Here is a 25,311-nt window from a genome sequence, read left to right on the forward strand (position 1 = left end):
ATGCGCTGGAGGGCGCTACGTCAGGAGACGTGCGTGCGTGAAAGGCTTCTGGAGAAGCCTTCTACGTTGTGTTCCTGCTGCTTAGCTGCTTTGCGTTTGACCCTCTATAGGTCACGAAAGCGTTCCCTGCCTTACGGCACGGTCATGCCGTTGCCGACGACGCCGCCTCCGAGCTTGCCTACCTGGCGGGTGATGCCGTCGCGGGCGAATTCGCTGGGGGGATATTGGGTGCGGGCTTTCAGATACCACGCAAGGGCGGAGCCGGTTTGCTGGCGGTCTTCGTGCTGCTTGGCCTTTTGCAGAGCGCCTACGAAATCGGTAGCCTTCACGCTGAAGTCGGAGCGGAGGCGGGCGACTTCGGGATCTTCGGGGAATTCCAGATAGGCCTTCTCAATCGACTCCCACGCACCGGCGATGTCACCGCCCTGCGAGCGGCTGGTGGCGCCGGCGATGATGAGGTTCACCTTATTCATGTCCACGAGCACCTTCTTGAGCGACTCCTGGCGCGCCGGATCGTCCATCACGGCGGCGAGGTAGCGGCCCTGGTCGTTGTAGATCTGGCGGTAGTTGCGCTGGCTGAGCAGGCGGTCGAGGTCGAGCGCGGCCTGCGTTTTCACGTCGGCGTTGTTGCCGATCATGTTGGTGAATTCCTTCAACTTCGGATTGGTGGGCCAGATGGTGGCGGCCTGGGTGAGGGCATCCGTGCTGCCCTTCTGATCTCCCTGCATGGCGGCGACCTTGGCCTTGTTCAGGTGCATGTCGCTCACGGTCTTGGCGGTCTCGATGGCAGCGGTGGGCTTGCTGTAGTCGAAGTCCTTCGCGAGCGCGCGCATCTTCGTGACAAGCGTCTCCGCGAGCGTGTAGTCCTTCATCTCCATGGCGGAGACGAGCTGGTTCCCGTCGCGGGTGAAGTCGAGGACCTTCATCTTCCTTTCGATGGGCACACGGCGCACACGGGGAAGATACTCTCCTACCATAAAGGCCTCTGAAATGCGCTGGGAGGCGCTGGCCATATCGCCACGCTCCACGAGATAATCGAAGGCCTGCACCGCCTCATCCACATCGCGGATAGCTTCGTTCGCAAACGAGTCGAGCGCACTGATGGTGGGCGAGGTGCCGAGGCTGGAGGCAAACATCTTCTCCGCATCCGAACCTTCCTTGAGATTCAAGATGCCGGAGGGGTCCGCAAAGATGTGGCGGTAGAAGCGGCAGGCGAGCACGACATGCTCGAAGCGGCGCTGGATGGCGAACTGGATGATGATGGCCTGGAACTCCGCCTTGGCCGTGACCTGAGCGGTGGCCATGGAGAGCTCGGCAGCCTTCATCTTGGCCTCGAGCTCGATGATGTCCTTTGTGTACTGGGCCACATCGCCGAGTTGCGAGGCGGCCTGCTGCGGCGTGTTCTGCTGTTGGCCGCCACGGTTATTCCCGCCGGGCGCAGGGCGCTGGGCGGACATGGGGTCGGTGGTGTGCTTGCCGAAGAAGTGACGGTTGCTCCGCTGGCGGGCCATTTCCGTGGTGGTGGCGCGGAGACTGGCCACGTTCTTCTGCGAGAGCCAGACTCCGTAGATGGCATTCGCGAGGGTATCGCAAAGCTTGGCATCAATCTTGTGCTGGGCAGCGATGGGCAGGAGCGCGACCGCGCCGGGCAGGCTGGGATTTCCCCCGTTGTGAGTGGGCGCGAGCAGCGCGGTGATTTCATCGAGCACCTTCCGATACTCCTCATCTTCCGGTGTATCTGCCGTGGGCGAGGCGAGGTATTTCTCCAGGCGCGCGCGGAACATGCGGTTGTTCGTCACGTTCCACATCTTGCCGTCCCAGGCCACGGTCTCATTCCCCACATCCATGAAGGGGAGCGTCGTGCCGAGCATGGGGTTCTGCTGGGAGGATTGTGAAGACTGCGTGGGTGGCGGGCTGCTGGCCGGCTGGCTCGCGGGCGCGCCACCACCTCCTCCGCTGGGCAGCATCTGGGCATGCGAGAGCGCCAGGGGGGAAAGGAAGCACGCGGCGGGAAGCAGAAGCAGCTTGGTCTTCATTAGAAAAAAGCATAATCGCTGACCCACAATTGACAAGAAAGGGATGAGACACCGCGAAAATAGCCCGAGCCCAAAAGCCGCCTCTGTCGAATCTCCGTCCAACCCACGCCGCGAGGGACTACATTCAAAAGAAAGCCAAGGCACCTCACCGTCTGCCTTCCCTGGCACGCCTCATCCTCTCTTCCTTTTTCATTCCATGCCATCCCCCAACGCTTCCTCGTCCTCCTCAGATGCTGAGTCTCATCCGGGCCAGGGTCAGGGTCGTCGCCACTTCCTGCGCGCCGCACTGACCGGAGCCGGGGCGCTCTCCGCAGCGCCGTGGCTCGCCGGAGCAGAAGTCTCCCCTTCCCCTGCTGCCGTGAAGGCTGGCATCTTCGCGGAGCCAGCGCAAGAGTTGCCGATGGTGGAGGAGGCGGACGTGATTGTGTGCGGAGCGGGACCGGCGGGTATTGCCGCTGCCCTTGCCGCCGCGCGGTCCGGCGCCAAGACGCACCTCTTTGAAGTGCACGGCTGCCTGGGTGGGGTGTGGACCGCGGGACTGCTGACATACATCTTCGACTTCAACAAGCCGGGCATCACGAAGGAGATCATCCAGCGTCTGGACGAGCGCGATGCACGCCGGAGCAAGCTGCCGGACCAGTTCGTCTATGAGCCGGAGGAAATGAAGGTGCTGCTGGAGGAGATGTGCGTGGAAGCGGGGGTGAAGTTCCACCTGCACACACGCCTCGCTGCGGCGTACCGGGACGGGCGGAAACTCACCACCGTGGTCACCGAGTCCAAGTCAGGCCGCCAGGCATGGCGCGCTCCGGTATTCATCGACTGCACCGGCGACGGTGACTTGGGCGCGATGGCGAAATGCGGATGGGACATCGGCCAGGGCGGCGCGGAGTGTCCGTGTCAGCCGATGACGCTGAACACGCTTGCCATGGTGCGCGATGCCTCGGCGCTGAAGCAGTTCATCTCCTTCTACGAGGTGACGCCGGAGAATCGGAAGGGCATGTGGGATTGGCATCACCAGGCGACGGAGGCCTTCAAGAACGAAATCACCCGCGCCGGCTTCAAGCCATCCTATGGCATGCCCACGCTCTTCCAGGTGCGGGAGAATCTGGTGATGGTGATGATCAATCACGAGTACGGTATCAAGGCCTTCGATGCCCCCGCCATCACGGAAGCGACGGTGCGCGCGAGGGCGGAGGTCTTCGCCGTGGTGCGTGGCCTGCGGAAGCTCGGCGGCCCCTGGGAGGGCATGCAGGTGGTGGCGACGCCGGAGCAGATTGGCGTGCGAGATGGACGGCGCATTCATGGACGATACACGGTGAATCGCGATGACCTGGCCAAGGGCGCACGCCATGAGGACGCGGTGACGCGAGCCACCTTCGGCGTGGATATCCATGCGCTGGACAAGGAGGCGAATGACGAGAAGGCCATCACGCATGCGGACTTCAAGTTCCACGCGTATGACATTCCCCTGCGCGCCCTGATTGCGAAGGATGTGGATGGACTGCTGATGGCCGGGCGCTGCATCAGTGGCGACTTCGTGGCACACGCCAGTTACCGTGTTACGGGCAACTCCGTGGCCATGGGTGAGGCCGCTGGTGTCACGGCTGCCATCGCCGCCCGCACGAAGCGCATGCCTCACGAGGTGGCCTGGAGCGAAGTCAGCAGTGCGCTCGCAGCCACGCAGAAGAAAGCGTGAGCCGTTCCCACGCTATCGGTAGTCTGCCTCGGTGGACTAGGCCTTGGTGAGGTCCACCACTTCCAGCACGCCGGTGCCGGACTGGACGGTCACCTTGAACTTGAACCGCTGCCCGCGCTGGATGTTGGTGCTGTTGAACTTCTCCGGCACCACCACACCCACAGCGGCGCGCTCCTTGCCGTCATCCAGGAGCACACTGAAGAGGCGGCCCTGGGTGGAGCGCCAGTTGTCCAGGCGGTCTTCGATGGTGCCCTCGATGCGGTAGGTGTTGTTGGAGAGGGCGTTGGAATTCTCCATGTACTCGCGCAGGTCCAGCTCCGAGGTATCCGCGAACCCTGTGCTGGCGCCCGTCCCCTGGAGCACCTTGAATCCGATGAACGCCAGCAGGCCGACACCGGCGAGAACTGCAACAAGATGGAGAGGCGTGAACTGGGATTTTGCGCGGCGGGCCATGAAATGCGGGGGAGCGGAAATTCGTGATAACGAACATCAATTACAGGCAGGACACCGGGGGAAAGCAAGTGCCTTTCTAATCAGATGAAGGGAAAGTCGGAGCGCGGCATGCGGCGCTTCGAGTAAATGAACCGGTCCATGGGCGCCTTGCCTTGACACGGTGGTATCTGCATGCTGCCATCTGCGTCCCATGGGCAGGCTTTTCTCCATCGCACTCGTCTGCATGCTCGCCGCAACCACTTGCGTCGCAGCGCCTCCCCAAGCATTCGCGCCAGAAGTCTACCAGTCCAAGGATGGCAAGGAATCCATCACTCTGGTCTCCAAGGACAAGGCCGAGCGTTTCGCGAACGACCAAACCACCACCGGAACGTATACCCGGACGAAGGACGAGCTTCACGTGACCCTTTCGGCGCAGGGCGTGAGTTTCACCACCGTCTACCGAATCACAAAGCAGGGTCTTGTTTCACAGCAAAGTCAGGTGCTGTTGAGGAAGCGGTCTTCGATGGGAATGCGGGAAGTGGATCCTCAGTTCGCTCAAGAGTTTCCCCACTCCCCTCCTTCGCCGGAGGAGCACGTAAGCGTTGAAGGAGGAAGATTGGTCGTGGAACTTACCGTGGATGACAAAGGAATGATCTCCAGAACCAAGCTGCTGGAATCGTCTGGCTCGCCGGAAATGGACAAGCACATACAAGATTGGATCAAGAAGCGCTGGCGTTTCCCCAAGGGAAAACCGCTTACACACAAACAGACCGTCCACTTCAAACTAAAGCCGGCTGACAAGGACACCTCCTCAGGTCCGCAGACCGAACTTCAACCTCAATCCCAAAAGGCGGGCCAGAGATGATGCGGCGTAGTTTTCCAACACTCTGACATCAACACGCATCTGGCTTAACACCGATGACTAAACTTCACACCTTCCTGCTCATCAGCCTCCTCGCAGCGACCGTCGGACTCGCAACTGCAAAGGACGTCGAAGGCCATGTCTACCGCTCCCAAAATGGGAACGAGAGTGTCGCTTTGATTTCCGAGACTGAGGTTGCGCGCTCCGTGAGTGGCATCGTGACACAGGGCACTTATGTGCGGGAAAAGAACAACCTGCACCTGACCCTTTCAGCACAAGGCGTCCCCTTCAAGACAAGCTATCGCGTCATCAAGGAGGGTCTTCTGGCGCATGACGGGAAGGTCCTTTTCAGCAAGCAGCCGCCTCAACACGAGAACGTGGAGGAAGTGCCACTCGTGATTGGTCCACGTGAGCCAGGCGTCAAATTTCCCGCACCGCCCTACCCTCCCACAGCACGCGCGAATCACGTGGAAGGAACGGTAGTCATGGCCATCACAGTCGATGACCAAGGCAAGGTCACGGATGCCGCAGTCCGTGAGTCGAGCGGCAACCATGAGCTCGATATGTATACCAAGAACTGGGTGCTAGCGCGCTGGCACTATCCCAAAGGAAAGCCCGCGATCTACCGGATGCCATTCATCTTCAGACTGGGCTCAGACGACAAGCAGAATAGCACCTCTTCCAACAAACCCACGGGAACGGCAGCTGATAAAAAGCCTGCCGTCCCGTGAATCTGGTAAAGCAGCTCGTCTTACGTCCGCGTCATGACATTACCGTAAGGGAAAGTCGCGCCGCTTCAGCTCTCACTGCTCCGCTGCAGGCTTCTTCACCGGAGTAGCCTTGCCAAATGCGGACTTGAAAGCGTCCACGGTTTTAGGCCACTCATTACCGCGCGAGTCCAACTCACCCGGATAACCCGAGTTGGAGTTCCAATAAGTATGCGAGCGCACGCCATGCTCCTTGAGAAAGGCGGCCATGCCTTCCACAAAGGGCGCGGCATTCGGGCCCCACACACCCCATTCGTCGATTTGGAAGGGTTTGCCCTTCGCCTTGGCAAACGCCAGCATACCACTCACGCACCACTCATTGTACCCGTTCGTCGCCCGCAGCTTCCACGCCTCAACAGGATCTTCGGTTTCCCAACCTTCACCGCCCATGCTCTTGGGCTTCCAGTAGAGATCATATCCTACCAAATCCACATAGGCATCACCCGGCCACATGGGACGTGGATCGCTGGCACCTTCGGAAACGGAGAAACTCATCCGGAACCTCGACCCGCCCTGCACTCCGCGGAATACCCCGTGAAAGCGCTGCCAGGAGGCGATGAAGTCAGGGATCATCGCCTCTCGCGAACCGCCTACGCCCCAGGCGAACCACTCACCATTCATTTCGTGGCTGGGCCGGATCACGATTTCATAGTCGCCCGGATTGTTGGCAACGATCGTCTCCGCGAGACACTTCCAGTGTTCATCATAGGCACCAGTCTTGGCCTCGGCGTAGCTTGCGCCGTTGATGATGATGGGCACATCATACACCAGTCGCCGCTTTCCCCTGGCGCCATACACGGTGTTGCTCAGCCAGTCCGAGTAGCGGTAGTTCTCCCACTGGTGGAAATCGATCGTGCACAGGATGACATCCACGGGTCTCCCGAGCCACTTCTCAAAAGCCAGCACCCGCTCCATGGAGTTCTCGCCATACACCCCCAGCAGCGGCTCATCGGCTTGAGCTTTCGGAAGGAAGGCGAGCGTCATGGCCACGCAGGCAACGCTCGTAACACTGCGGGCAAGTGAGGGGCACACCTTTTTCAACAGGAACATCGCAGTGACTAGACTCGACGCCAAGGGCTGTCGAGTTCTTTGTCACCCCTGGAAAATGCCTTCCACACGCCATGGGAATGGCGTGTGGAAGAAATCAACACGAGCGACTTATGCCTTGGTCACAAACTCCAGCTTTCCGTCCTTCACGCGTCCCTCCACCTGGGAGCCGTCGGTGAATTTGCCTTCGAGCATGTCTAGTGAGAGCGGATCGAGGATGAGTTTCTGGATGGCGCGTTTCAGAGGACGAGCGCCGAAGACGGGGTCATAGCCTTCATCTGCCACCTTGCGCACGGCCTCGTCCGCGAGATGCAGGGTGATGTTCTGCTTCTTCAAGCGATCCACCACGCGCTGCACCTGGATTTTCACGATCTGGTCGAGATCCTTCGCATGCAGTCGATCGAAGATAATGATCTCATCCACGCGGTTCAGGAACTCGGGACGGAAGAATTGCTTCAGAGCATCTTTCACCAAAGCTTCGCGCTGCTCGGCATTCTCCTCATTCTGGATAAACTGGCTGCCGATGTTGCTGGTCATGATGAGGACCGTATTGCGGAAGTCCACGGTGCGCCCCTGGCCATCCGTGATGCGTCCGTCATCCAGCACCTGCAGGAGTGTGTTGAAGACATCCGGGTGCGCCTTCTCGACTTCATCGAAAAGGACCACGCTGTACGGACGGCGACGCACGGCCTCCGTGAGTTGGCCACCTTCTTCATAACCGACATATCCAGGAGGCGCGCCAATGAGACGAGCCACGCTGTGCTTCTCCATGTACTCGCTCATGTCGAGACGGGTCATAGCATTCTCATCATCAAAGAGGAACTCGGCGAGCGCCTTGCTCAGCTCCGTCTTACCTACACCCGTGGGTCCCAGGAAGAGGAAACTGCCGATGGGGCGATTCTCATCCTGCAGCCCCGCACGCGCACGGCGCACGGCGTTGGACACGGCACTGATGGCACTCGTCTGACCGATGACACGATGGCGCAGACGCTCCTCCATGTGCGTGAGCTTGCTGCGCTCACCTTCCTGGAGGCGTGAAACGGGAATGCCCGTCCAGCTTGCGACAACCTTGGCAATGTCGTCATCGGTCACCTCTTCACGCAGGAGCGTGCGACCACCCTGCGCCTCGGCCTTGCTGGCATCGGCGAGCTTCTTTTCAAGATCGGGGATGAGTCCATACTGGATCTCACCGGCACGTGCGAAGTCGCCACGACGCTGGGCCTGCTCCTGTTCGGTGCGCAGACGATCGACTTCCTCCTTCACCTTGCGGCTCTCCTGCACGGATTCCTTTTCCTTCTGCCACTGGGCCTTGAGCCCGGTGCTCTTTTCCTTGAGGTCGGCAATCTCCTTCTCCAGTCGCGCGAGGTGCGCGCGGCTGCCGGGATCCGTTTCCTTCTTCAGCACCTGGCGCTCCATCTCATACTGCATGATGGCGCGCTCCAGCACGTCGATCTCCGTGGGCATGGAGTCGAGTTCGATCTTCAGACGGCTCGCGGCTTCATCCACGAGGTCCACGGCCTTGTCCGGCAGGAAGCGATCGCTGATGTAGCGATGGCTCAGCGTCGCCGCGGCGACGATGGCGCTATCCTGAATCCTCACACCATGATGCACCTCATAGCGCTCCTTCAGGCCGCGCAGGATGGCGATGGTGTCCTCCACACTCGGCTCGCCGACATACACCGGCTGAAAGCGGCGCTCGAGAGCGGCGTCCTTCTCAATGTATTTGCGATACTCATCCAGCGTGGTCGCACCGACGCAGCGCAGTTCCCCACGGGCGAGCTGCGGCTTGAGCAGGTTGCTCGCGTCTACCGCGCCCTCGCTCTTGCCCGCACCCACGATGGTGTGCAGTTCGTCGATGAAGAGAATGATCTGGCCTTCGCTGGAAGTCACTTCCTTGAGGAAAGCTTTCAGACGCTCTTCGAACTCGCCGCGATACTTCGCGCCGGCGAGCATACCGCCGAGGTCCATGCTGATGACGCGCTTGTTCTTCAATGAATCCGGCACGTCACCGGCCACGATGCGGCGCGCGAGGCCCTCCACGATGGCGGTCTTCCCCACGCCGGGCTCACCGATGAGCACGGGATTGTTCTTACTGCGGCGGCTGAGCACCTGCATCACGCGGCGGATTTCCTCGTCGCGACCAATCACGGGGTCGATTTTACCCTGCCGGGCGCGCGCGGTGAGATCGGTGCCGTATTTCTCAAGGGTCTGATATTTGCCCTCCGGGTCCTGGTCCGTCACGCGCTGGGCGCCACGCACGGAGGTGAGGGCCTGCAGCAGCGTATCGTGCTTCAGGCCGGCCTGCTTCAGCGCGCCTTCGATGTCCGTGCGCGTCTTGGTGAGCGCCAGGAGGAAGTGCTCCACGCTGAGGTAGTCGTCCTTCAGCGCGTGTTGCTCCTTCTCCGCGTTCGCCATGGTCTCGCGGAGATCGCTGCTCATGTGCTGCGGCCCACCGCCGCCGGAAACTTTTGGCTGCTTGGCGAGGTGTGCCTCCACAGCAGACTTGAGGTTGGCAGGCGAGGCGCCCACCTTCTCCAAGAGGGGTTTGGTCACGCCTTCCGTCTGCTCCAGGAGGGCAAGGAGGACGTGGGAAGGCTTGAGTTCCGCGTGCCCATAGCGGCCCGCGATGGATTGTCCGGAGGCGAGGGCCTCCTGCATTTTGAGAGTGAAACGGTCAGGATTCATGCAGTGCGAAAATTGAGAATGCTGGTTCTACTCATGCAATTGGCATGCCGATATTTTCAATACGTCACTCCATTGAAAATGAACGTATTAATCTGAAATCCTACGCAAGGAACGTGTGACACAATAACCCAATAGCGGCAAAATCGCGAGAGTCGGACGGTGGGCAAGATGCCATTTTGTCACGCGAAAGCCCGGGACATCGACAGTGAGCGAGGGCCTCCTGTCTCTCGACAACCGTCGGATGCGGACTGAGTTCATCCTATTCTACTAGTCGTCTAGCATACGCGCCTTGGTCGCACCGCTGTTGCAAAACGCCTTCCAGTTGAAGCCAGACTCAGGTGAGATTTCTCGCGCGCACCCGTACGCGGGTGGGCGCGTATCACGGGATGGAGCGCGTGGCAGTGGTTTTCCCCTTGCCCGCCTCCCCGTTTCGTGGATTGTCGCCCTCCCTATTCTTCAGTCTCACCACTTTACTCATGTCCGACCGTCGCGTTGTCATCACCGGAATTGGCGTTGTCACCCCTGTGGGGAACAACAAGGATGAATTTTGGAAGAACCTTGTAGCTGGCCAGAGCGGCATCCAGAACATCACGGCTTTTGACACCACGGAATACGGCACGCATTTCGGTGGTGAGGCGAAAGGCTTTGACCCGAAGCCCTACTTCTCAGACTTCAAGGACGCGCGTCGCGCCGACCGCTTCACCCAGCTCGCCATGGCCGCGGCCAAGATGTCCGTGGCAGACAGCGGCCTGGAGCCAGACAAGCTCGATGTAACCCGCGTGGGCGTGATGGTCGGCTCCGGCATTGGTGGCCTCATGACGCTGGAAGACAACCACGAGCTGCTGCTGAAGAAGCACCCCAGCCGCGTGTCGCCTTTCACCATCCCGATGATGATCAGCAACATCGCCAGCGGGATGATCTCCATGGAGTACGGCTTCCTCGGGCCGAACATGTGCATCGTGACCGCCTGTGCGACTTCGAACCACTGCATCGGTGAAGCTTGGCGCATCATCAAATTCGGCGACGCGGACGTCATCGTCGCCGGTGGCGCGGAAGCAAGCATCTCGCCGATGGGTCTCTCGGGCTTCGGCAACATGAAGGCTCTGAGCACCCGCAACGACGCACCGGAAAAGGCCAGCCGTCCCTTCGACAAGGACCGCGATGGCTTCGTGATGGGCGAAGGCTCCGGCGTGGTGATCCTGGAAGAGTATGAGCACGCGAAGAAGCGCGGTGCGCACATCTATTGCGAGCTCGCCGGCTACGGCCTGAGCGCGGACGCCTACCACCTGAGCGCTCCCCTGCCCGATGGCTCCGGCGCAGCGCGCTGCATGAACATGGCGCTGAAGCATGCCAAGCTGAACGCCGACCAGATCTCCTACGTAAACGCGCACGCCACCAGCACCCCGGTGGGCGACGTGTGCGAAACGCAGGCCATCAAGAAGACCTTCGGCGACTACGCGACGAACGGCCTCCTCGTGAGCGCCACGAAGTCCATGACCGGCCACCTCCTCGGTGCCGCCGGCGGTGTGGAACTCGCCGCGAGCATCCTCGCCATCCGCGACCAGATCATTCCTCCAACCATCAACGTGGAAAACCAGGACCCTGCCGTCGACCTCGACGTGGTGCCGAACGTGGCCCGCGAAGCGAAGGTGACTGCCGCGCTGAGCAACTCCTTCGGCTTCGGTGGACACAATGCGGCGGTGCTGGTGACGAAGATCTGATGGTGGCCTACGGGCGGGTGGAGACTGAGTAATCAGTGGGTCAGTGAGCAGTAAACAGAACTGAAAGCATCTCTTTGATTTGTTGGATGGCAGCTTCTGATTACTGAACACTGACTACTGTTTACTGGTATGCCTTCCCACGACGCCATCATCATCGGCTCCGGCCCTAATGGGCTCGCGGCGGCGATTCGTCTGGCGCAAAAGGGTTGGAGGGTGCTGGTACTCGAAACGGCCAGCACCACGGGTGGTGGCACGCGGACAAAGGAGCTTACGCTCCCCGGCTTCCGCCACGATGTGTGCTCCGCGGTGCATCCCATGGGGCTCGGCTCGCCCTACCTGCGTGCGCTTGGACCGGAGCTGGAAAAGCATGGCCTGCACTGGATTCAGCCGGACCGTCCACTGGCGCACCCACTGGAGGGCGGACGCGCGGCGGTACTGCATCGCTCACTGGACGAGACAGCAAACTCCCTCGGCAAGGACGCGGCAAGGTACCGCCTGTTCTTCAAGGTACTCGTGGAGTACGCGCATGAACTCTACGGCGACATGCTCGCACCTGCAGGTTTCCCCAAGCATCCCTACCTCATGGCCAGGCTCGGCATGGGCGCAGGATTGCCAGCCACATGGTTCGCGAAGTATTTCTCGACGGAAGAAGGCCGCGCCCTCTTCGGCGGATGCGCGGCACACTCCATCATGGCGCTGCATCTGCCGCTGACCTCGGCGATTGGTGTGGTGCTCCAGCTCAGCGGGCATGCCGTGGGCTGGCCGATTCCCGAGGGTGGCTCCCAGCGCATCACGGATGCCATGGTGGGCCTGCTGCGCTCACTCGGTGGTGAGGTGCAGTGTGATACACCGGTAAAGTCTCTCGCAGACCTGCCTCCGGCGAAGGCGTATCTCTTTGACCTGAGCCCCAAGAATGTCTCGCGCATCTGTGGCGAGGCACTGCCGGCCAGCTACCGCAGCAAGCTCGAGCGCTTCCGCCACGGGCCGGGCGTGTTCAAGGTGGACTACGCACTCAACGCACCGATTCCCTGGGCCAATGAAGAGTGCCGCAAGGCTGGCACCGTGCACGTGGGCGGCAACATGGCTGAGCTGGTCACCAGCGAACGTGATGCCTGGGAAGGCAGGCTGAATGACGCGCCCTTCGTTCTGGTCGCACAGCCGAGCGTCCACGACGCGACACGCGCTCCCGCAGGCAAGCACGTCGTCTGGGCCTACTGCCATGTGCCGGCGAATTCCACGGAGGACCGGCTGGAGATCATCACGAAGCAAATTGAGCGATTCGCCCCCGGATTCCGCGACTGCATCATGGCACATCACACCATGAACTGCGCGGAAATGGAGGCCTACAATCCGAACTACATCGGCGGCGATGTCATCGGCGGTGTCACCGACTGGCGGCAGCTTTTCACACGCCCGGTGGGAATGTTCGACCCGTATGCCACGCCGAACAGCAAAATCTTCCTCTGCTCCGCCTCCACGCCGCCCGGCGGGGGCGTGCATGGCATGTGCGGCTACTGGGCCGCAGAGAGTGTGGCGAAGCGCGTGAACAGGTAAAACCCTGAGGCTGACATCCAGTGGCGCAAGGAGGAGGGGAATTGACTTCCCCCCCACGGCGTGGCAAAATATTGGATGTCAAAAACGCAGGTTCGAGATGAAGATGCCGCTGACAAGGCTGCTCGCATCCTTGACCTTGAGTTTGACAGACCGCGCAGTCTGACCGCGCTCTCTCTGGAGGTTGGTCTGAGCCCCACACAACTCAGCCGCGCGTTTCACTCGCGTCATGGAGTTACCATTCCGGGCTATGTGCGCCGACTTAGAACGACCCTGGCATCACACCTTCTCTCCACCACCGACATGATGATCGGCGAGATCGGGCTGGCGGTGGGCTATCACAGCATGAGCGCGTTTGTCCGGGGGTTCACGCGCGAGAGCGGCAGGACCCCCAGCACCTTCCGTGCGGAGGCGCGTACGCAAACGGCGGCGGACAGGCAGGCCACTCTGGCAGGAGACGCACTGCCGGCCATTGCCTGAACGCAGCCGCGCGTGGACATTTCTCCATGGTTGCGCCCGGATGCAGCTTCCAGTAGTCTGCGGCCATGCTCCCCCCATGGACATGGCAGATTGTGGCTCTGACGCTGGCGATCATTCCGCAATGGCTGACAGCCCAGGCAACCATTGAAGGCACCGTGCCTGCCACGGGCGCAGCCATGTCCCCGCCCCCTTCGCCCAAGTATCAATTGAAGGCTGGCTCCGTAGCCCCCTCGCCCCGCCAGGTCGCGGTGGTGTATCTGGAGGGAAACTTCGGATCCCGTGCGGGTAACAAGACCGTGACCTTCGGCCAGAAGGGGTACCAGTTCGATCCCGGTGTGATTGTGGTACAAACGGGCACGCGCGTGTCGTTTCCCAACTTCGACGACGACTACCACAACGTGTTCAGCTATTCCAAGACCAAGCGCTTCGACCTCGGGCGGTACCGCAAGGATGAGACACCGCCTGCGCTCGTCTTCGAAAAGCCCGGCATCGTGCGTCTCTATTGCGAGATCCACGAGCACATGCGCGGTGTGATCGTGGTGGTGGACACACCCCACTTCACCACCACCACCGCGGAGGGAAAATTCAAACTCACCGGACTGCCTGCTGGCAACTATGTGCTGAAGGCGTGGTTGGATGACAAGACCACGCTGCAACAGCCAGTGACGCTGAAATCCGGTGTGCTCAAGGTGGACTTCAAGAAGTAGCACAACCTCGCACCACACTCCCTCCGGACTCGCGCGGGCGCAGTATCCCTCCCACCCCTCCAATGCCCCTTCCGAAGCTCCGCTCCCCGTCATTCCGCACCAAGCTGATCGTCGCAATGACGCTGGTGGTGGCGGGAGTCACCGGGGCCACACTGTATGTGGCGAGCAAGCGGGTGCAGACCACCTACCAGCACCAGTTCGAGCAACAGTTTCAACAACAGCTCGCCTACTTCTCCGAGGTGCGTCTCCGCCAGCTCAATGACCTGGTACGCAAGTGCGAAGCCCTGGGAAAGTCCGTGCGACTCGCCAGCGCCCTTGAGACCGCGATTGAGGACAATGACCCTGACTTCGTCTATGACAACCTTAGCACCGAAATCGAAGTTCTTGCGAAGGCCACCGAAACCACGAATCCAGCCCTCACCAAACTGCGTGAGAACATGCGCCGGGAGCAGCCCGCCCGTTCCAACGCCCAGCGCGATCGGGAGCGGGATCGCTTCCAGAGCAATCTCTTCAACCTCGCGCTCGTCGATGCCGAGGGGCGGATCCTCGTGCCGGACAAGAAACGGGCAACCTTCATGTTCAAGCCGGACCTGAAGAATCGCACAGAGGTCTTTTCCATCTTCAAAGAGCACGCGGCCTCGGAAGTGCTGAAGGAACAGGAGATCGGCTACCTTCCCATGCGGAAGGAAACAGACAACGCGCAGCTCCGGGAGGTGATCCTGACTCCCATCATCAACCAGGGCTCAGGGGAAACCATTGGCGCGCTCATCATGGGATTCCCGGTGCGGGACTTTGGCGAGTCCGCCATGTACCAGTTCAGCGAAAAGGCGCTGCAGAGCGGCATCTGGCTGGGTGGACGCGTCTATTCCAAAACCATTCCCGACGACGTGCACGAAAGCGTTTCCTCGCGCATCAAGGATGTGCTCCAGCACAGTGACCTCTCCAGCAAGGACGTAATCAGCATCGAAGGTGTCCCGCACCGGCTCATCTACAAGGTGCTGAATCCGGAATCACTCTTTCCCCCCGCGGTGCAGGTGGGTCTCTACTCCATGAGCGAGGCACTTGCGGAGCAAATGGACCTGCGCAGCAAGGCCTTGGGATTTGGCGTGGTGGCACTGTTGATCGGGGTCGGATTCATCTTCCTCATCTCGCACGGTTTCAGCAAGCCAATCGAGCAGCTCGTGGAGGGCACCCGCCGCATTCAAGAGGGTGACTACACGGTGAAAGTGCCCGTGACCACCCGGGATGAAATCGGCACGCTGGCCAAGTCCTTCAATGAGATGGCCGAGGAACTGGCCCTCAAGGAACGGTACAAGTCGGTGCTCGCCCAAGTAACAGACAAGCAGGTGGCGGAGGAACTCATCAATGGCCGCCTGCCCTTGGGAGGGGAAGTGCGGCAGGTGAGTGTGCTCTTCTGTGATATCCGCGGTTTCACCGCACTGACGGAGAACATGCCACCCTCCGAAGTCATCGCCATGCTCAATGAACACATGAGTGCGATGAACCGAATCGTGTACCAGCACTATGGCGTGGTGGACAAGTTCGTGGGGGATCTCATCATGGCCGTCTTCGGCGCACCGAAGTCCTACGGTAACGACGCGCTGCATGCCGTGAAGTGCGCCGTGCGCATGATGGAGGAACGCGTCAGGCTCAACACAACCTCGCAATACAAATTTGACGTAGGCATCGGGGTCGCCACTGGCGAGGTGGTTGCAGGACTGATGGGCTCCGACGACCGCCAGAACTACACGGTGCTGGGCGAGCGTGTGAACCTCGCCTCCCGCCTGTGCTCCAAGGCAAGCAGCGCCGAACTGCTCATTGACGACACCACCTATGCACAGCTCCCGGAAGGCTTCACCGTACAGGCGACCGAGCCGCTTCCGCTCAAAGGCTTCAGCCTTCCCATGGCTGCGTACAGATTGATTTCCATGAGCGAGGAAGTGGGTGCTCCCCCCACCGGACTCAGCACGGCCAAGCTTCATCATTGACTCTCCGCTCCCGTCACTCCCATGAACCGGCGCTCACCTTTTCATACTTTGCTGTCCCTGGCCACATGGTGCGCATTCAGCGGAGGCATCTTCGCATTTGATCTCACGCCTGCAGACTCACCCGTGCATGCGAGCCTCCGGGGCACGCTGGATGCAGAGCTGTATGTCACAGACTCCCCTGCCCCCGGCCTGCTCTTCAGCGATGACGAGGCTTTCTTCAATCCGCGTGCCACGCTCTTCCTGGATGTGAACTTTGGCAGCCATATCTTCGCCTCCCTGCAGGCGCGGTTTGATCGCGGCTTTGATCCCGGTGCGGCAGAAGACGGCGATGCGCGCCTGGATGAATACTTCGTCCGCTGGACGCCTCTCGATACGCCCGTGGTGAATATCCAGGTTGGAAAGTTCTCCACGGTGTTTGGCAATTGGGTGCCTCGCCATCTCTCCTGGGACAATCCGTTCATCAATGCGCCCGTGCCCTATGAGAACGTCATCGGCATCACCGACCTCGCCGCCCCGCTGACGCGTGGCGCTTTCCTCAATCGCAAGAACCTGGCGGACAAGAAGCGCGAATGGCTGGTACCCATCTGGGGGCCATCCTATGCGCATGGTGCATCCGTGTTTGGCCGCATCGAGGAATTCGATTACGCTTTTGAAATCAAAAGTGCCAGCCTCTCCTCGCGACCCGCAGCATGGCAGGCGAGTGACACGGAGTTCGACGAACCTACCGTCACCGGACGCGTGGGCTGGCGACCAAATGCTTCCTGGAATCTGGGCACCAGCTTCAGCACCGGCGCCTACATGCAACCGGATCGCGACCTGAGCCTGCCAATTGGCACGGATCGCGGGGACTTCACACAGGACACCATCGGCTTCGATGTGAGCTATGCGCGACATCGCCTCGAGCTCTGGGGCGAACTCATCCTCTCCCGCTTCGAAGTGCCTCGCGTGGGCGATGCAGATACGCTCAGCTACTTCCTTGAAGCAAAATACAAGCTCACCGAGAGCCTCTTTCTCGCCGCGCGATGGAACCAGCAATTCTTCGATGATGTGGGTGATGGCCGTGGTGGCTCAACATCGTGGGATCGTGATCTGTACCGTGCAGATCTCGCTGTAGGTTATCGTTTCAATCGCAATGTGCAGACGAAGCTGCAGTACAGCTACGGCCGCGAAGGTGGTGAGAATGCGAATGCCGATCATCTGCTGGCGGCCCAGGTGACAGTGAGGTTCTAGTTTCCTTTCCCATGAAGCCCTACCCACGCAGCGCCTATGATCGCACCAAAGGTCTCGTCTATTTCGCCCGCATGCTGGACAAGATTCGTCTGAAGGCGGCAAGACAGCTTCGTGAGGACTACTTCGAGAATCTTGGCGGTGGCTTTGATGGGCGATGCTGCCGCTTGCTGGGCATCGACTACGCCGCCTTCTGCGAGCGCGTACTCGCCGGTGGTACCGATGAGGAGGTTCTGGACTGGGCCTATGCCCAGCGCGCACCGTTAACGGACGAGCAGCTTCTTGTGTGGAACAAGTTCATGGAAAAGCGCGGCTGGCGTGACGAGGATGACGGCTCCACGCAGGAACTGGAAACCTACAAGGCCGGCAGCGGCCTGGCGCATCGTACGGACTTGGTGACGTTTTTTGACTACTACGAGGTGGATGAGAAGCGCAGGCAGTGATTCCCCCGCGTCCTTCCGGCCGAAGCCAAAGCTAATTTTAGCACCTTTTCCATCTCATGAGATCACCCCTCTTAATTTCCCTCCTTTCACTGGGCCTCCTTTCAGTCCCTCTTTTTTCTCAGGACACTGACCCTGCTGCTGATGGCGCAAAACTCCCCACCAACGTCGAAACAGTTGTCACGGGTGGCCATTGGGAACGCGGAGACCAAGATGGCACCTACCGGGTTATCATGCTCTTAGAGGGCTGGGAGCATCTCGCCAACCGGGTGCTGCTGCAATGGATTCGCTACGATCAAGACAAGCAGGAGATGCTCGTGGAGAAGACCGTGGCCATTGAGGAAATTCCTGTCGGGGCAGCTTGGCGCATTACTTCGGTGAATTTTGTAACACCAAAGGACTTGCCCGCCAAGGGCTCCAAGGCAACGGAAAAACAAGGACAGCTTCAACTCGTGCTTCAGGCGCACTCCGAGCGTGCAGGCAAGGCAACCTTTACAATCACACCCACGACCGATCATCGGTATGCGTTTTTGGAAAGCCTGAAATGAAGCCACACGCGTACTGACTCGTGCATGCAGATTGGAATTGATAGTTTCGTCGCCATTGACCCGGAGCACCAGCACGAGGGCTCCCCAAGTGCCGTGCAGCGCATGGCCAATATCCTGGAGGAAATCGAACTCGCCGACCGCGTGGGGCTGGATGACTTCGGCATCGGGGAGCACCACCGCACCGAGTATCTCGACTCGGCACCCGCGGTCATCCTGGCCGCCGCGGCAGCGCGCACGAAGCAGATTCGGTTGACCAGTGCCGTCACCGTGCTCAGTGCCGCGGACCCGGTCCGTGTGTTCCAGGAGTTCGCCACATTGGATCTCATTTCGAAGGGGCGCGCGGAGATGGTGGTGGGACGCGGCTCCTTCACGGAAGCTTTTCCCCTCTTCGGCTTTGATGTGCGGGACTACGACTCACTCTTCGCGGAGAAGCTGGAGCTTCTGCTGCGCATCCGGGAAAACACTGAAATCACCTGGTCGGGAAAACATCGCGCGCCCTTGCAGGAGCAGGGCATCTATCCCCGCCCCCTGCAAACGCCGATTCCCATCTGGGTGGGTGTGGGGGGTACTCCGGCGTCCTTCGCGCGTGCCGGTGCGCTGGGCCTGCCGCTCGTAGTGGCCATCATTGGTGGTGAACCACATCGTTTCCGCCCGCTCATCGATCTCTATCGTGAAGCTGGCGCCCGCGCAGGTCATCCACCGGAGAAGCTAAAGGTTGGCCTGCACATGATTGGTTTCATCGGCGAGACCTCTGCCCAGGCGAAGGATGATTTCTTCACCGGTTACAAGCGAGCCTTCGACAAGATCGGCGAGGAACGAGGCTGGCCCCGCACCACGCGCGCGCACTTCGAGGCTGGTTGCAGTCTGAAAGGCGCCCTCATGATTGGGGATGCGGAGTATGTGGCCTCGAAGATTCTCTACGTGAATGAGGCTCTCGGCGGCATCGCGCGGTTGAACTTCCAGATGACTGTCGCCACGGTCCCTCACGCACAGATGCTGAAGTCCATCGAGCTGCTGGGCACGAAGCTGGCACCCATCATCCGCGAAAAGCTGCCGGGCTAGTACGCGGTTAGCTCAGTGGTAGAGCACTACCTTGGCACGGTGGGTGTTCATGAACGTTGCAACAACGGGCAATTCAGCCCGTAGGCACCATCATGAAGACGCTTCCGCTGACTTCGGCCACGCTGGTGGCCGTGGCGATGTTTTCCGCCACTTCATTGCACGGTGCAGACGCAGGGATTCGCCCCTTCACCATTCAGGTGGAGGACTCGGTGCTCAAAGATTTGAACGAACGCCTGGAGAAGACGCGCTGGCCGGACCAAATCCCCGGCTCCAAGTGGGATCACGGTCCAGATGTGGTGTGGATGCGCGAGCTCTGCGACTACTGGCGCACGAAGTATGATTGGCGCGCGGAGGAGAAGAAGCTCAATGCTCTGCCCCAATTCAAGACGGTCATTGATGGCATCGACCTGCACTTCATCCATGTGAAGTCGAAGCATGCCAATGCCACACCACTGGTACTGGTGCATGGCTGGCCGGGGTCCGTGGTGGAATTCATGAAAGTCATCGAGCCGCTGACGGACCCGGAGAAGCATGGCGGGAAGGCAGAAGACGCGTTTCACGTGGTCGCACCTTCGCTGCCGGGTTTCGGTTTCTCAAGCATGCCCAAGGAACCCGGCTGGTCCTCCAGTCGCATGGCAGAGGTGATTGCCAAGCTCATGGCCCGCCTCGGCTATGACAAGTACGGCGCGCAAGGCGGTGACTGGGGTGGTGGCATCGTGCGCTGGCTGGCCTCAGGCGATGGCGCCCATTGCATCGGCGCACACAGCAACTTCCCCGGCGGCAATCGCCCGACTGAGGAAGCGGAGGCCAAAAAAGACGTGACACAGGCTGAGCTGGATCGCCTGCAACAACGCAACGCGGAACTCGCTGACCACCGCGCCTACGGTTCCATCCAGGGAACCCGCCCGCTAGCACTCGGATATGGGCTTAACGACTCACCCGCCGGACTAGCCGCGTGGATCATCGACAAGTTCTGGGCCTGGAGCGACCACAAAGGCGACCTATCGAACAGCTATACCAAGGACGAACTGCTCACGAATATCATGGTGTATTGGGTGACGCAGTCCATGCCCTCCGCCACGCGCATCTATTACGAATCCCAGCACAACCTACCCCGCCCTGCCACCATGTCGGAGTTTCAAGGAGGAGGAAAATCCGGACCCATCGGCTACGCCCTTTTCCCCAAGGAAATCAATGTGCCACCTCGGGCCTGGGTCGCACGGAACTCGCCCACGATGATCCACTGGACGGAGATGCCGCGCGGCGGACACTTCGCCGCGATGGAGCAGCCTGACCTGCTCGTGCAGGATGTGCGTGTCTTCTTCGCCAAGGTGCGAGCCACGAAGTGAAAAGAAAAACACAACACAGGGAGGATAGTCCATGAAAAGAGAAACGCACAGCCGCGTTACTCCTTGAATGGACCGCCGTGATTTCCTGACCAGGACAACCTTCGCCGCCGCAGCAGCAGCCTCGCTCTCCATTCCGAGGACCACCCACGCTGCCACTTCTAGTCTGCAACCTGCCCCTTCGTCGAACTGGGCCAAACGCACTCTCGTATACGAGCAGAAGATCACCGAGAACGCGCGCGTGCAGAGCTTCACCTCACCGGCAGAGCCGCTCTCCGGCGATGCGTGGCGTATCTGGATGTCCACCTCCGGCGCAAATCATCCCGACTTCAATGTGGGCTATCTCGAAGGTGTGCCCGGTGAAGAACTGAAGGTGCAATGGGCCGTGCTCTCCACCGGTGCGCCAGCCGATGCCCCCCTGTCCCTCGGCAATCTCCCCTCCGGATGGCACCCGAAGCAGGGCGTGCATGTGCGCCTCAACGATGGCCGCCATCGCCTCTACTTCTGGGCGCATGGTGAGGGCATTGTGCGCTACCTCGCCGCAGACAGTGACGATGGACGTCGCTATACCGTCGTCAACCCCTTGCAGGCCTGCATCTACCACCCCGCGGATCGCGCGGTGGATGGCACTGAGGCAGTAAAGGCAGGCTTCTCCCGCATGGCGAAGCGCAAGGCCAACGTAGTGGCCGGCGAAACACTCGCTCCAGCAGCACTCATCACGAATGACGCCACGAATGTATACCAGCTTCCCGACGGCAGCTTCGAGTTGTACACCGCCGCACTCATGGAAGTGGGCAAGGACGACCCACGCTACATGCCACACGATAACATCCCCGGGCGCATCCGCGTGATTGATCGCTTCACCAGCGAAGACGGCCTGCGTTGGGAAAATCGGAAACGCGTGATTCAGGCAGATGCTCAGGATCCCACCGATCTGCAACACTACTACCTCGCGATGACGCAAACGGAGAAAGGACGCATTGGCATGCTGGGCCACTACCGTCTGCAGGCACAGACCATGGACATCGAGTGGTGCCACTCCGAGGACGGCGTCACGTGGAACCGCCCCGCCCGCACCGGTTGGCTCCCCCGAAGCGAACCACACACGCTGCCCGACAGCTATGGCGTCTACGCGCCGCACAGCCTTGTACAGCACAACGGCCGCTGGCATCTCTTCTACACCGGCACCAATGACGCACACAATCACAAGGACAGCCATGGTCCCTACCGCCGCGCCATCTTCCACACGAGCATCGAATCTCCGTGGGCGGTATAGTCGGTGTCGGTGCGGTTCCTTGAAGATCCTGCGCCGGACTTCGTGGTGTGCCTGCGGACGACTTGCCGTATTGACGTTGACAAAGTCACGCGCACACTTCCATCGCCATGCCGGCCACCAATCTTCCGAGCCTATCCAAGTTTGAAGTTTCTCCAGAGGAATGCGTCAAGCACCAGGGCTTCTACCTTGCACCATCCGTTCTCACCCCAAGTGAATGCGCCGAACTCGTCGCCTACCTGGGTCCCACGTCCGGCCCCGGTCGCCGTGCCTTGCTGAAGGACGATCACGTTGCGTCACTGGCTCGCTCGGAAAAGCTCCTCGCTCTGGTCAGTCCCCACCTGCAGGGCAAACATGCGCCGCGCCCCGTGCGGGCCATCTACTTCAACAAATCTCCCGACTCGAACTGGCTCGTGGCGTGGCATCAGGATCTGACCATCTGCGTTCAGAAGAAAGTCGATGTCGCAGGCTTCGGCCCATGGAGCGTAAAGGATGAGGTGCCACATGTACAGCCACCCATCGCGCTACTGGAGAACATGATCACCATCCGCCTGCATCTCGATGACACGGATGAAACCAACGGCGCGCTGAAGGTTACGCCTGGTTCCCACACCGCGGACAGGCTCTCGCCGGATGCGATTCAGAACTGGCGTCAAAATACACCCGAGCATCTCTGCACCGCGCATGCCGGAGACGCGCTTCTCATGCGCCCCCTCCTCCTTCACGCGTCCGGACGCTCCACCTCAGACAGACAACGCCGTGTACTCCACATCGAGTACGCCGGTTATGACCTGCCCGCAGGCATGCAGTGGGCTGAGGGTTGATTCTTTGCTTGCACCCCACAGCCCGCACGCTGATCCATCTGGCCATGGCTCATGGAAGAAAACGTTCCTGCCTCGGTGGCATGCTGCTCGGGGCTCTCATGACTGTTGTGGTTGCAGCAATCGTTGTCTGGGCCGCTGGCATCACCCTTGTTGAGCCCGGACGTCCGCTATACATGGCGAGCGCCAAAGCCGCGACGTGGGAGTGGGCCAGATTGCCCGCGCTTCCTGCGGAGGCAAAAGGTTTCAAGCTCACCACGGAGGGAGGCATGTTCACCAGAGGCTTCCGCGTGACTTTCTTCGGGGAGCCTCCGGTGACCGATGCATGGATAAAGTCCTGCCCCGGAGTGACGGATCCCAAGTGCGAAAAGGAAGAACTCGACGGCGGCGGAATACGGTACACATACCCCGCGGGTGGAGGCGCCCTGCATGCCGAGATCGTGCATTTTCCCGGCAGAGGCACGGTAGAGATATACACTTGCTGGAGCTGATTCCCCACTCCTTCTCCGATGCCAAATCCAGACGATCCTCCACCCATCACGGAAGGGCCCTACGTCCCTCCGGCAACCAATCCCTGGTATCGCTGGGTGGGGCTGGCAATCATCTTGGGTCTGCTTGCAAGGACCATGTCATATACTCGACCTGGTGCCGAATCCAGTTTGGAGGCTCACTCCATGGTGGCCGTGTCCCTGATGCTCCTCTTCAACCATCTTGCCTACGCGTTCCAATGGAAGAGACGCTGGCTCTCCCTCACATGGAAGATTCTTGCCTGGTCATGGATCATGATTGGCGCATGCTGGATTGAATGGAGTTCGAGGCAGTGGCGAGAACGTGCCGCTCAGCAGAAGCAGTCCAGCGATGTCAGCACGCCTCTGGAAATTCACCACTGACTTTCCACTGTATTTTGCACCACAATCTGGGGCCACGTGGGAGTACTTTCGCCTCGCCATTTCCCAGCATCAGGAGTAATAATGGACTCGTACCCAACGATATGACGTTAGACCGTTCCATCCCCATTGAATCCGAGTGGCGCAGTGAATCCTGGGACATTGATGTCGATTCGGCCTTCGAGCATTTCGGTGGGAAGTCCAAGGAGGAGGCGATGGAACTTTTCCAGAAAGACGCCGCGCGCTACCAGGAAGACCTCCTCTACACCCCCTCCGCCTGCTTCCCGTACTATCTCGATGCCTGCATGACCTATCTGCGCTCCCGTGCGGCTGACGGTGATGCGGAAGGCGCCGCAGGATTCATCTCCCTCATCACCGAGCGCGCTCGTGAGAATCCGGATGAAGTCCGCGACCTCTGGCCCGAGATTTCCCCCACCCTGCGCCACATCGCGGTGAACCAGGAACATTTCGGTGCGGATGAGGAGAACTTTGGCAGTTTCCATGACCAAATCGAATCCATGTCGTGGATGGGCCTCTCGGTCGATGACGAGGAATCCGAATCGTACGAATTCGAGGTGGAGGAAGAAAACGAGGAAGAGGATTGAAGACTGGTAGCCTGAGGCCATACCATGCCCATCATGAAGCTTCTCCCGGTCTGCCTGCTGGCGCTCACGTGCACGCTTTCCACAGCGCTCGCTGAAGAGTCCCAGCCTCTGAGCTTTGAAGAAATTACGTCCATCTTCCACAAGGCCTTTGTGCTGCAGGGAAAGACAAGTGTCGCCAAGCTGGTCCAGCCAGACGCGGAACTTGATGAGGAACTGGACGCCCTCTTCCAAAACAAGCCCACCAAGGTGGAGCTCTATCCACCCACGGATGAAGATGTAGGCAGCATCCGCCGGCATGATGGCCTGGACTGGCCTCACCGCCCCATCGCAAAGTTGTTCGTTACCACGGACGGCCCCAAGGGGAAGGACTTCACAGAAGCGTGGTTTACCGTAGGCCTTCACGAGGGCAAACCAGTTCTGATGACCAGGAATTTCCAGAAAATCCCGGACTGGCGGCGGTGATTCCTCATTGCAAGGCCCGCTGCAATCTGCTTCCAATCGGCCCCGCATGTCCCTCCTGGAATCCGTCTCCTCCCACCTCACCCCGTGCACCATCCGTGAATACACTGCCGAGGACCTCCCGGCGTGTCTCAGGGTGTATCACTCCAATGAAGGCGTGTACTACCCCGCCGGGTGGGTGGAGCAGTTCACAAACTTCCTGGAGCGCGGCACTTCCTACTTCCTCGTCGTCGAGCACGAGAATGAAATCGTCGGCTGCGGCGGGCTGGAGCTGAGTGGGCATGGCCCCTGGGCGCGGCTCATCTACGGTATGATTCACCAGGACCGGCAGAAGAAGGGACTGGGGACCACGCTTCTGGCGGCGCGTCTTTCCCTGCTGGAGCCGGAGGGCCAGCCGGTGCAGGCACTGCTTCGTTCAGGCACCAAGGCGGCTTCATTCTACGACCGCTTCGGCTTCGCGCTGCAAAGCGTGGCACAGAACCACTACGGCCCCGGAGAACACGGCGGCAATCTGGAACTCACCATCACTCCGGAGGAAGTTGACGCCCTGCGCGCCGCCTTGGTAGAGCGGCAGGTGAACCTCGTGATCAATGACTTGCCTGCGGACGAAACCGTTGCCGAAGAGGAATGACCGTCAGGCAGGCTGAAATCTTTCCCCACCCTCCAGCGTT

24 protein-coding genes and 1 tRNA gene are annotated in these 25,311 nt (G+C 60.3%); 21 read left to right on the forward strand and 4 right to left on the reverse strand.

Annotation, left to right across the window (positions count from 1 at the left end; genetic code table 11):
- Positions 1-131 precede the first annotated feature (131 nt).
- Positions 132-2,036, reverse strand: a complete 1,905-nt coding sequence (locus G5S37_RS18320; RefSeq protein WP_165205903.1) for a hypothetical protein — start codon at positions 2,034-2,036, stop codon at positions 132-134.
- Between the two features lie 196 nt (positions 2,037-2,232).
- On the opposite strand from G5S37_RS18320, the gene G5S37_RS18325 reads away from it, so the two are divergent.
- Entirely contained in the window at positions 2,233-3,732 is a 1,500-nt protein-coding gene (locus G5S37_RS18325; RefSeq protein WP_206026046.1) for an FAD-dependent oxidoreductase, read from the forward strand.
- Positions 3,733-3,768: 36 nt separating this feature from the next.
- On the opposite strand, the gene G5S37_RS18330 is transcribed toward G5S37_RS18325, so the two are convergent.
- Positions 3,769-4,185 carry a hypothetical protein gene (locus tag G5S37_RS18330; RefSeq protein WP_165205904.1) on the reverse strand — a complete coding sequence of 139 codons (417 nt, stop codon included), beginning with the start codon at positions 4,183-4,185 and terminating at the stop codon, positions 3,769-3,771.
- 223 nt (positions 4,186-4,408) lie between these two features.
- On the opposite strand from G5S37_RS18330, the gene G5S37_RS18335 reads away from it, so the two are divergent.
- Both G5S37_RS18335 and G5S37_RS18340 read left to right on the forward strand, forming a co-directional pair.
- Positions 4,409-5,029: an energy transducer TonB gene (locus tag G5S37_RS18335; protein ID WP_165205905.1), complete on the forward strand. Its 621-nt coding sequence runs from the start codon at positions 4,409-4,411 to the stop codon at positions 5,027-5,029.
- A 53-nt stretch (positions 5,030-5,082) separates the two neighbouring features.
- Positions 5,083-5,757 (forward strand): energy transducer TonB, encoded by a 675-nt coding sequence (locus tag G5S37_RS18340; protein WP_165205906.1) that lies wholly within the window; start codon positions 5,083-5,085, stop codon positions 5,755-5,757.
- Between the two features lie 72 nt (positions 5,758-5,829).
- Here the strand turns inward: G5S37_RS18340 and G5S37_RS18345 are convergent, their stop codons facing one another.
- Together G5S37_RS18345 and clpB are read right to left on the reverse strand one after the other, a co-directional pair.
- Positions 5,830-6,777 carry a glycosyl hydrolase gene (locus tag G5S37_RS18345; RefSeq protein WP_165205907.1) on the reverse strand — a complete coding sequence of 316 codons (948 nt, stop codon included), beginning with the start codon at positions 6,775-6,777 and terminating at the stop codon, positions 5,830-5,832.
- A 174-nt stretch (positions 6,778-6,951) separates the two neighbouring features.
- On the reverse strand, positions 6,952-9,525 hold the full coding sequence (gene clpB, locus G5S37_RS18350; RefSeq protein WP_165205908.1) for an ATP-dependent chaperone ClpB: 2,574 nt from the start codon (positions 9,523-9,525) through the stop codon (positions 6,952-6,954).
- A gap of 476 nt (positions 9,526-10,001) precedes the next feature.
- On the opposite strand from clpB, the gene fabF reads away from it, so the two are divergent.
- The 18 genes from fabF (at position 10,002) to G5S37_RS18440 (ending at position 25,271) form a co-directional block, all read left to right on the forward strand.
- A complete protein-coding gene (gene fabF / locus G5S37_RS18355) occupies positions 10,002-11,246 on the forward strand; it encodes a beta-ketoacyl-ACP synthase II (RefSeq protein ID WP_165205909.1) in 1,245 nt (414 codons plus the stop codon).
- 129 nt (positions 11,247-11,375) lie between these two features.
- Entirely contained in the window at positions 11,376-12,800 is a 1,425-nt protein-coding gene (locus G5S37_RS18360; protein ID WP_165205910.1) for an NAD(P)/FAD-dependent oxidoreductase, read from the forward strand.
- A 75-nt stretch (positions 12,801-12,875) separates the two neighbouring features.
- Complete coding sequence (locus tag G5S37_RS18365; RefSeq protein ID WP_165205911.1) at positions 12,876-13,277, forward strand: AraC family transcriptional regulator; 402 nt, start codon at positions 12,876-12,878, stop codon at positions 13,275-13,277.
- A gap of 65 nt (positions 13,278-13,342) precedes the next feature.
- On the forward strand, positions 13,343-13,984 hold the full coding sequence (locus G5S37_RS18370) for a carboxypeptidase regulatory-like domain-containing protein (protein ID WP_165205912.1): 642 nt from the start codon (positions 13,343-13,345) through the stop codon (positions 13,982-13,984).
- Between the two features lie 62 nt (positions 13,985-14,046).
- Entirely contained in the window at positions 14,047-15,972 is a 1,926-nt protein-coding gene (locus G5S37_RS18375; protein WP_165205913.1) for an adenylate/guanylate cyclase domain-containing protein, read from the forward strand.
- 21 nt (positions 15,973-15,993) lie between these two features.
- Positions 15,994-17,202, forward strand: coding sequence for a hypothetical protein (locus tag G5S37_RS18380; RefSeq protein ID WP_165205914.1), 1,209 nt, complete (start codon positions 15,994-15,996; stop codon positions 17,200-17,202).
- Between the two features lie 11 nt (positions 17,203-17,213).
- Positions 17,214-17,642: a DUF5069 domain-containing protein gene (locus G5S37_RS18385; protein ID WP_165205915.1), complete on the forward strand. Its 429-nt coding sequence runs from the start codon at positions 17,214-17,216 to the stop codon at positions 17,640-17,642.
- A gap of 56 nt (positions 17,643-17,698) precedes the next feature.
- Positions 17,699-18,187 carry a hypothetical protein gene (locus tag G5S37_RS18390; RefSeq protein WP_165205916.1) on the forward strand — a complete coding sequence of 163 codons (489 nt, stop codon included), beginning with the start codon at positions 17,699-17,701 and terminating at the stop codon, positions 18,185-18,187.
- 24 nt (positions 18,188-18,211) lie between these two features.
- A complete protein-coding gene (locus G5S37_RS18395) occupies positions 18,212-19,249 on the forward strand; it encodes an LLM class flavin-dependent oxidoreductase (RefSeq protein ID WP_165205917.1) in 1,038 nt (345 codons plus the stop codon).
- Between the two features lie 5 nt (positions 19,250-19,254).
- Positions 19,255-19,339, forward strand: a tRNA-Ala gene (locus tag G5S37_RS18400).
- 2 nt (positions 19,340-19,341) lie between these two features.
- Positions 19,342-20,598: an epoxide hydrolase gene (locus G5S37_RS18405; RefSeq protein ID WP_206026047.1), complete on the forward strand. Its 1,257-nt coding sequence runs from the start codon at positions 19,342-19,344 to the stop codon at positions 20,596-20,598.
- A 67-nt stretch (positions 20,599-20,665) separates the two neighbouring features.
- Positions 20,666-21,871, forward strand: a complete 1,206-nt coding sequence (locus tag G5S37_RS18410; protein ID WP_165205918.1) for a hypothetical protein — start codon at positions 20,666-20,668, stop codon at positions 21,869-21,871.
- A gap of 107 nt (positions 21,872-21,978) precedes the next feature.
- Positions 21,979-22,692, forward strand: a complete 714-nt coding sequence (locus G5S37_RS18415; protein ID WP_165205919.1) for a phytanoyl-CoA dioxygenase family protein — start codon at positions 21,979-21,981, stop codon at positions 22,690-22,692.
- A 44-nt stretch (positions 22,693-22,736) separates the two neighbouring features.
- Complete coding sequence (locus G5S37_RS18420; protein WP_165205920.1) at positions 22,737-23,180, forward strand: hypothetical protein; 444 nt, start codon at positions 22,737-22,739, stop codon at positions 23,178-23,180.
- 135 nt (positions 23,181-23,315) lie between these two features.
- Positions 23,316-23,579 (forward strand): hypothetical protein, encoded by a 264-nt coding sequence (locus G5S37_RS18425; RefSeq protein ID WP_165205921.1) that lies wholly within the window; start codon positions 23,316-23,318, stop codon positions 23,577-23,579.
- Between the two features lie 101 nt (positions 23,580-23,680).
- On the forward strand, positions 23,681-24,181 hold the full coding sequence (locus G5S37_RS18430) for a hypothetical protein (RefSeq protein WP_165205922.1): 501 nt from the start codon (positions 23,681-23,683) through the stop codon (positions 24,179-24,181).
- A 33-nt stretch (positions 24,182-24,214) separates the two neighbouring features.
- Positions 24,215-24,643 (forward strand): hypothetical protein, encoded by a 429-nt coding sequence (locus tag G5S37_RS18435; RefSeq protein WP_165205923.1) that lies wholly within the window; start codon positions 24,215-24,217, stop codon positions 24,641-24,643.
- 46 nt (positions 24,644-24,689) lie between these two features.
- Complete coding sequence (locus G5S37_RS18440) at positions 24,690-25,271, forward strand: GNAT family N-acetyltransferase (protein ID WP_165205924.1); 582 nt, start codon at positions 24,690-24,692, stop codon at positions 25,269-25,271.
- Positions 25,272-25,311: the final 40 nt, after the last annotated feature.

Origin of the sequence: Roseimicrobium sp. ORNL1 (assembly GCF_011044495.1) — a bacterium.
GTDB lineage: Bacteria > Verrucomicrobiota > Verrucomicrobiia > Verrucomicrobiales > Verrucomicrobiaceae > Roseimicrobium.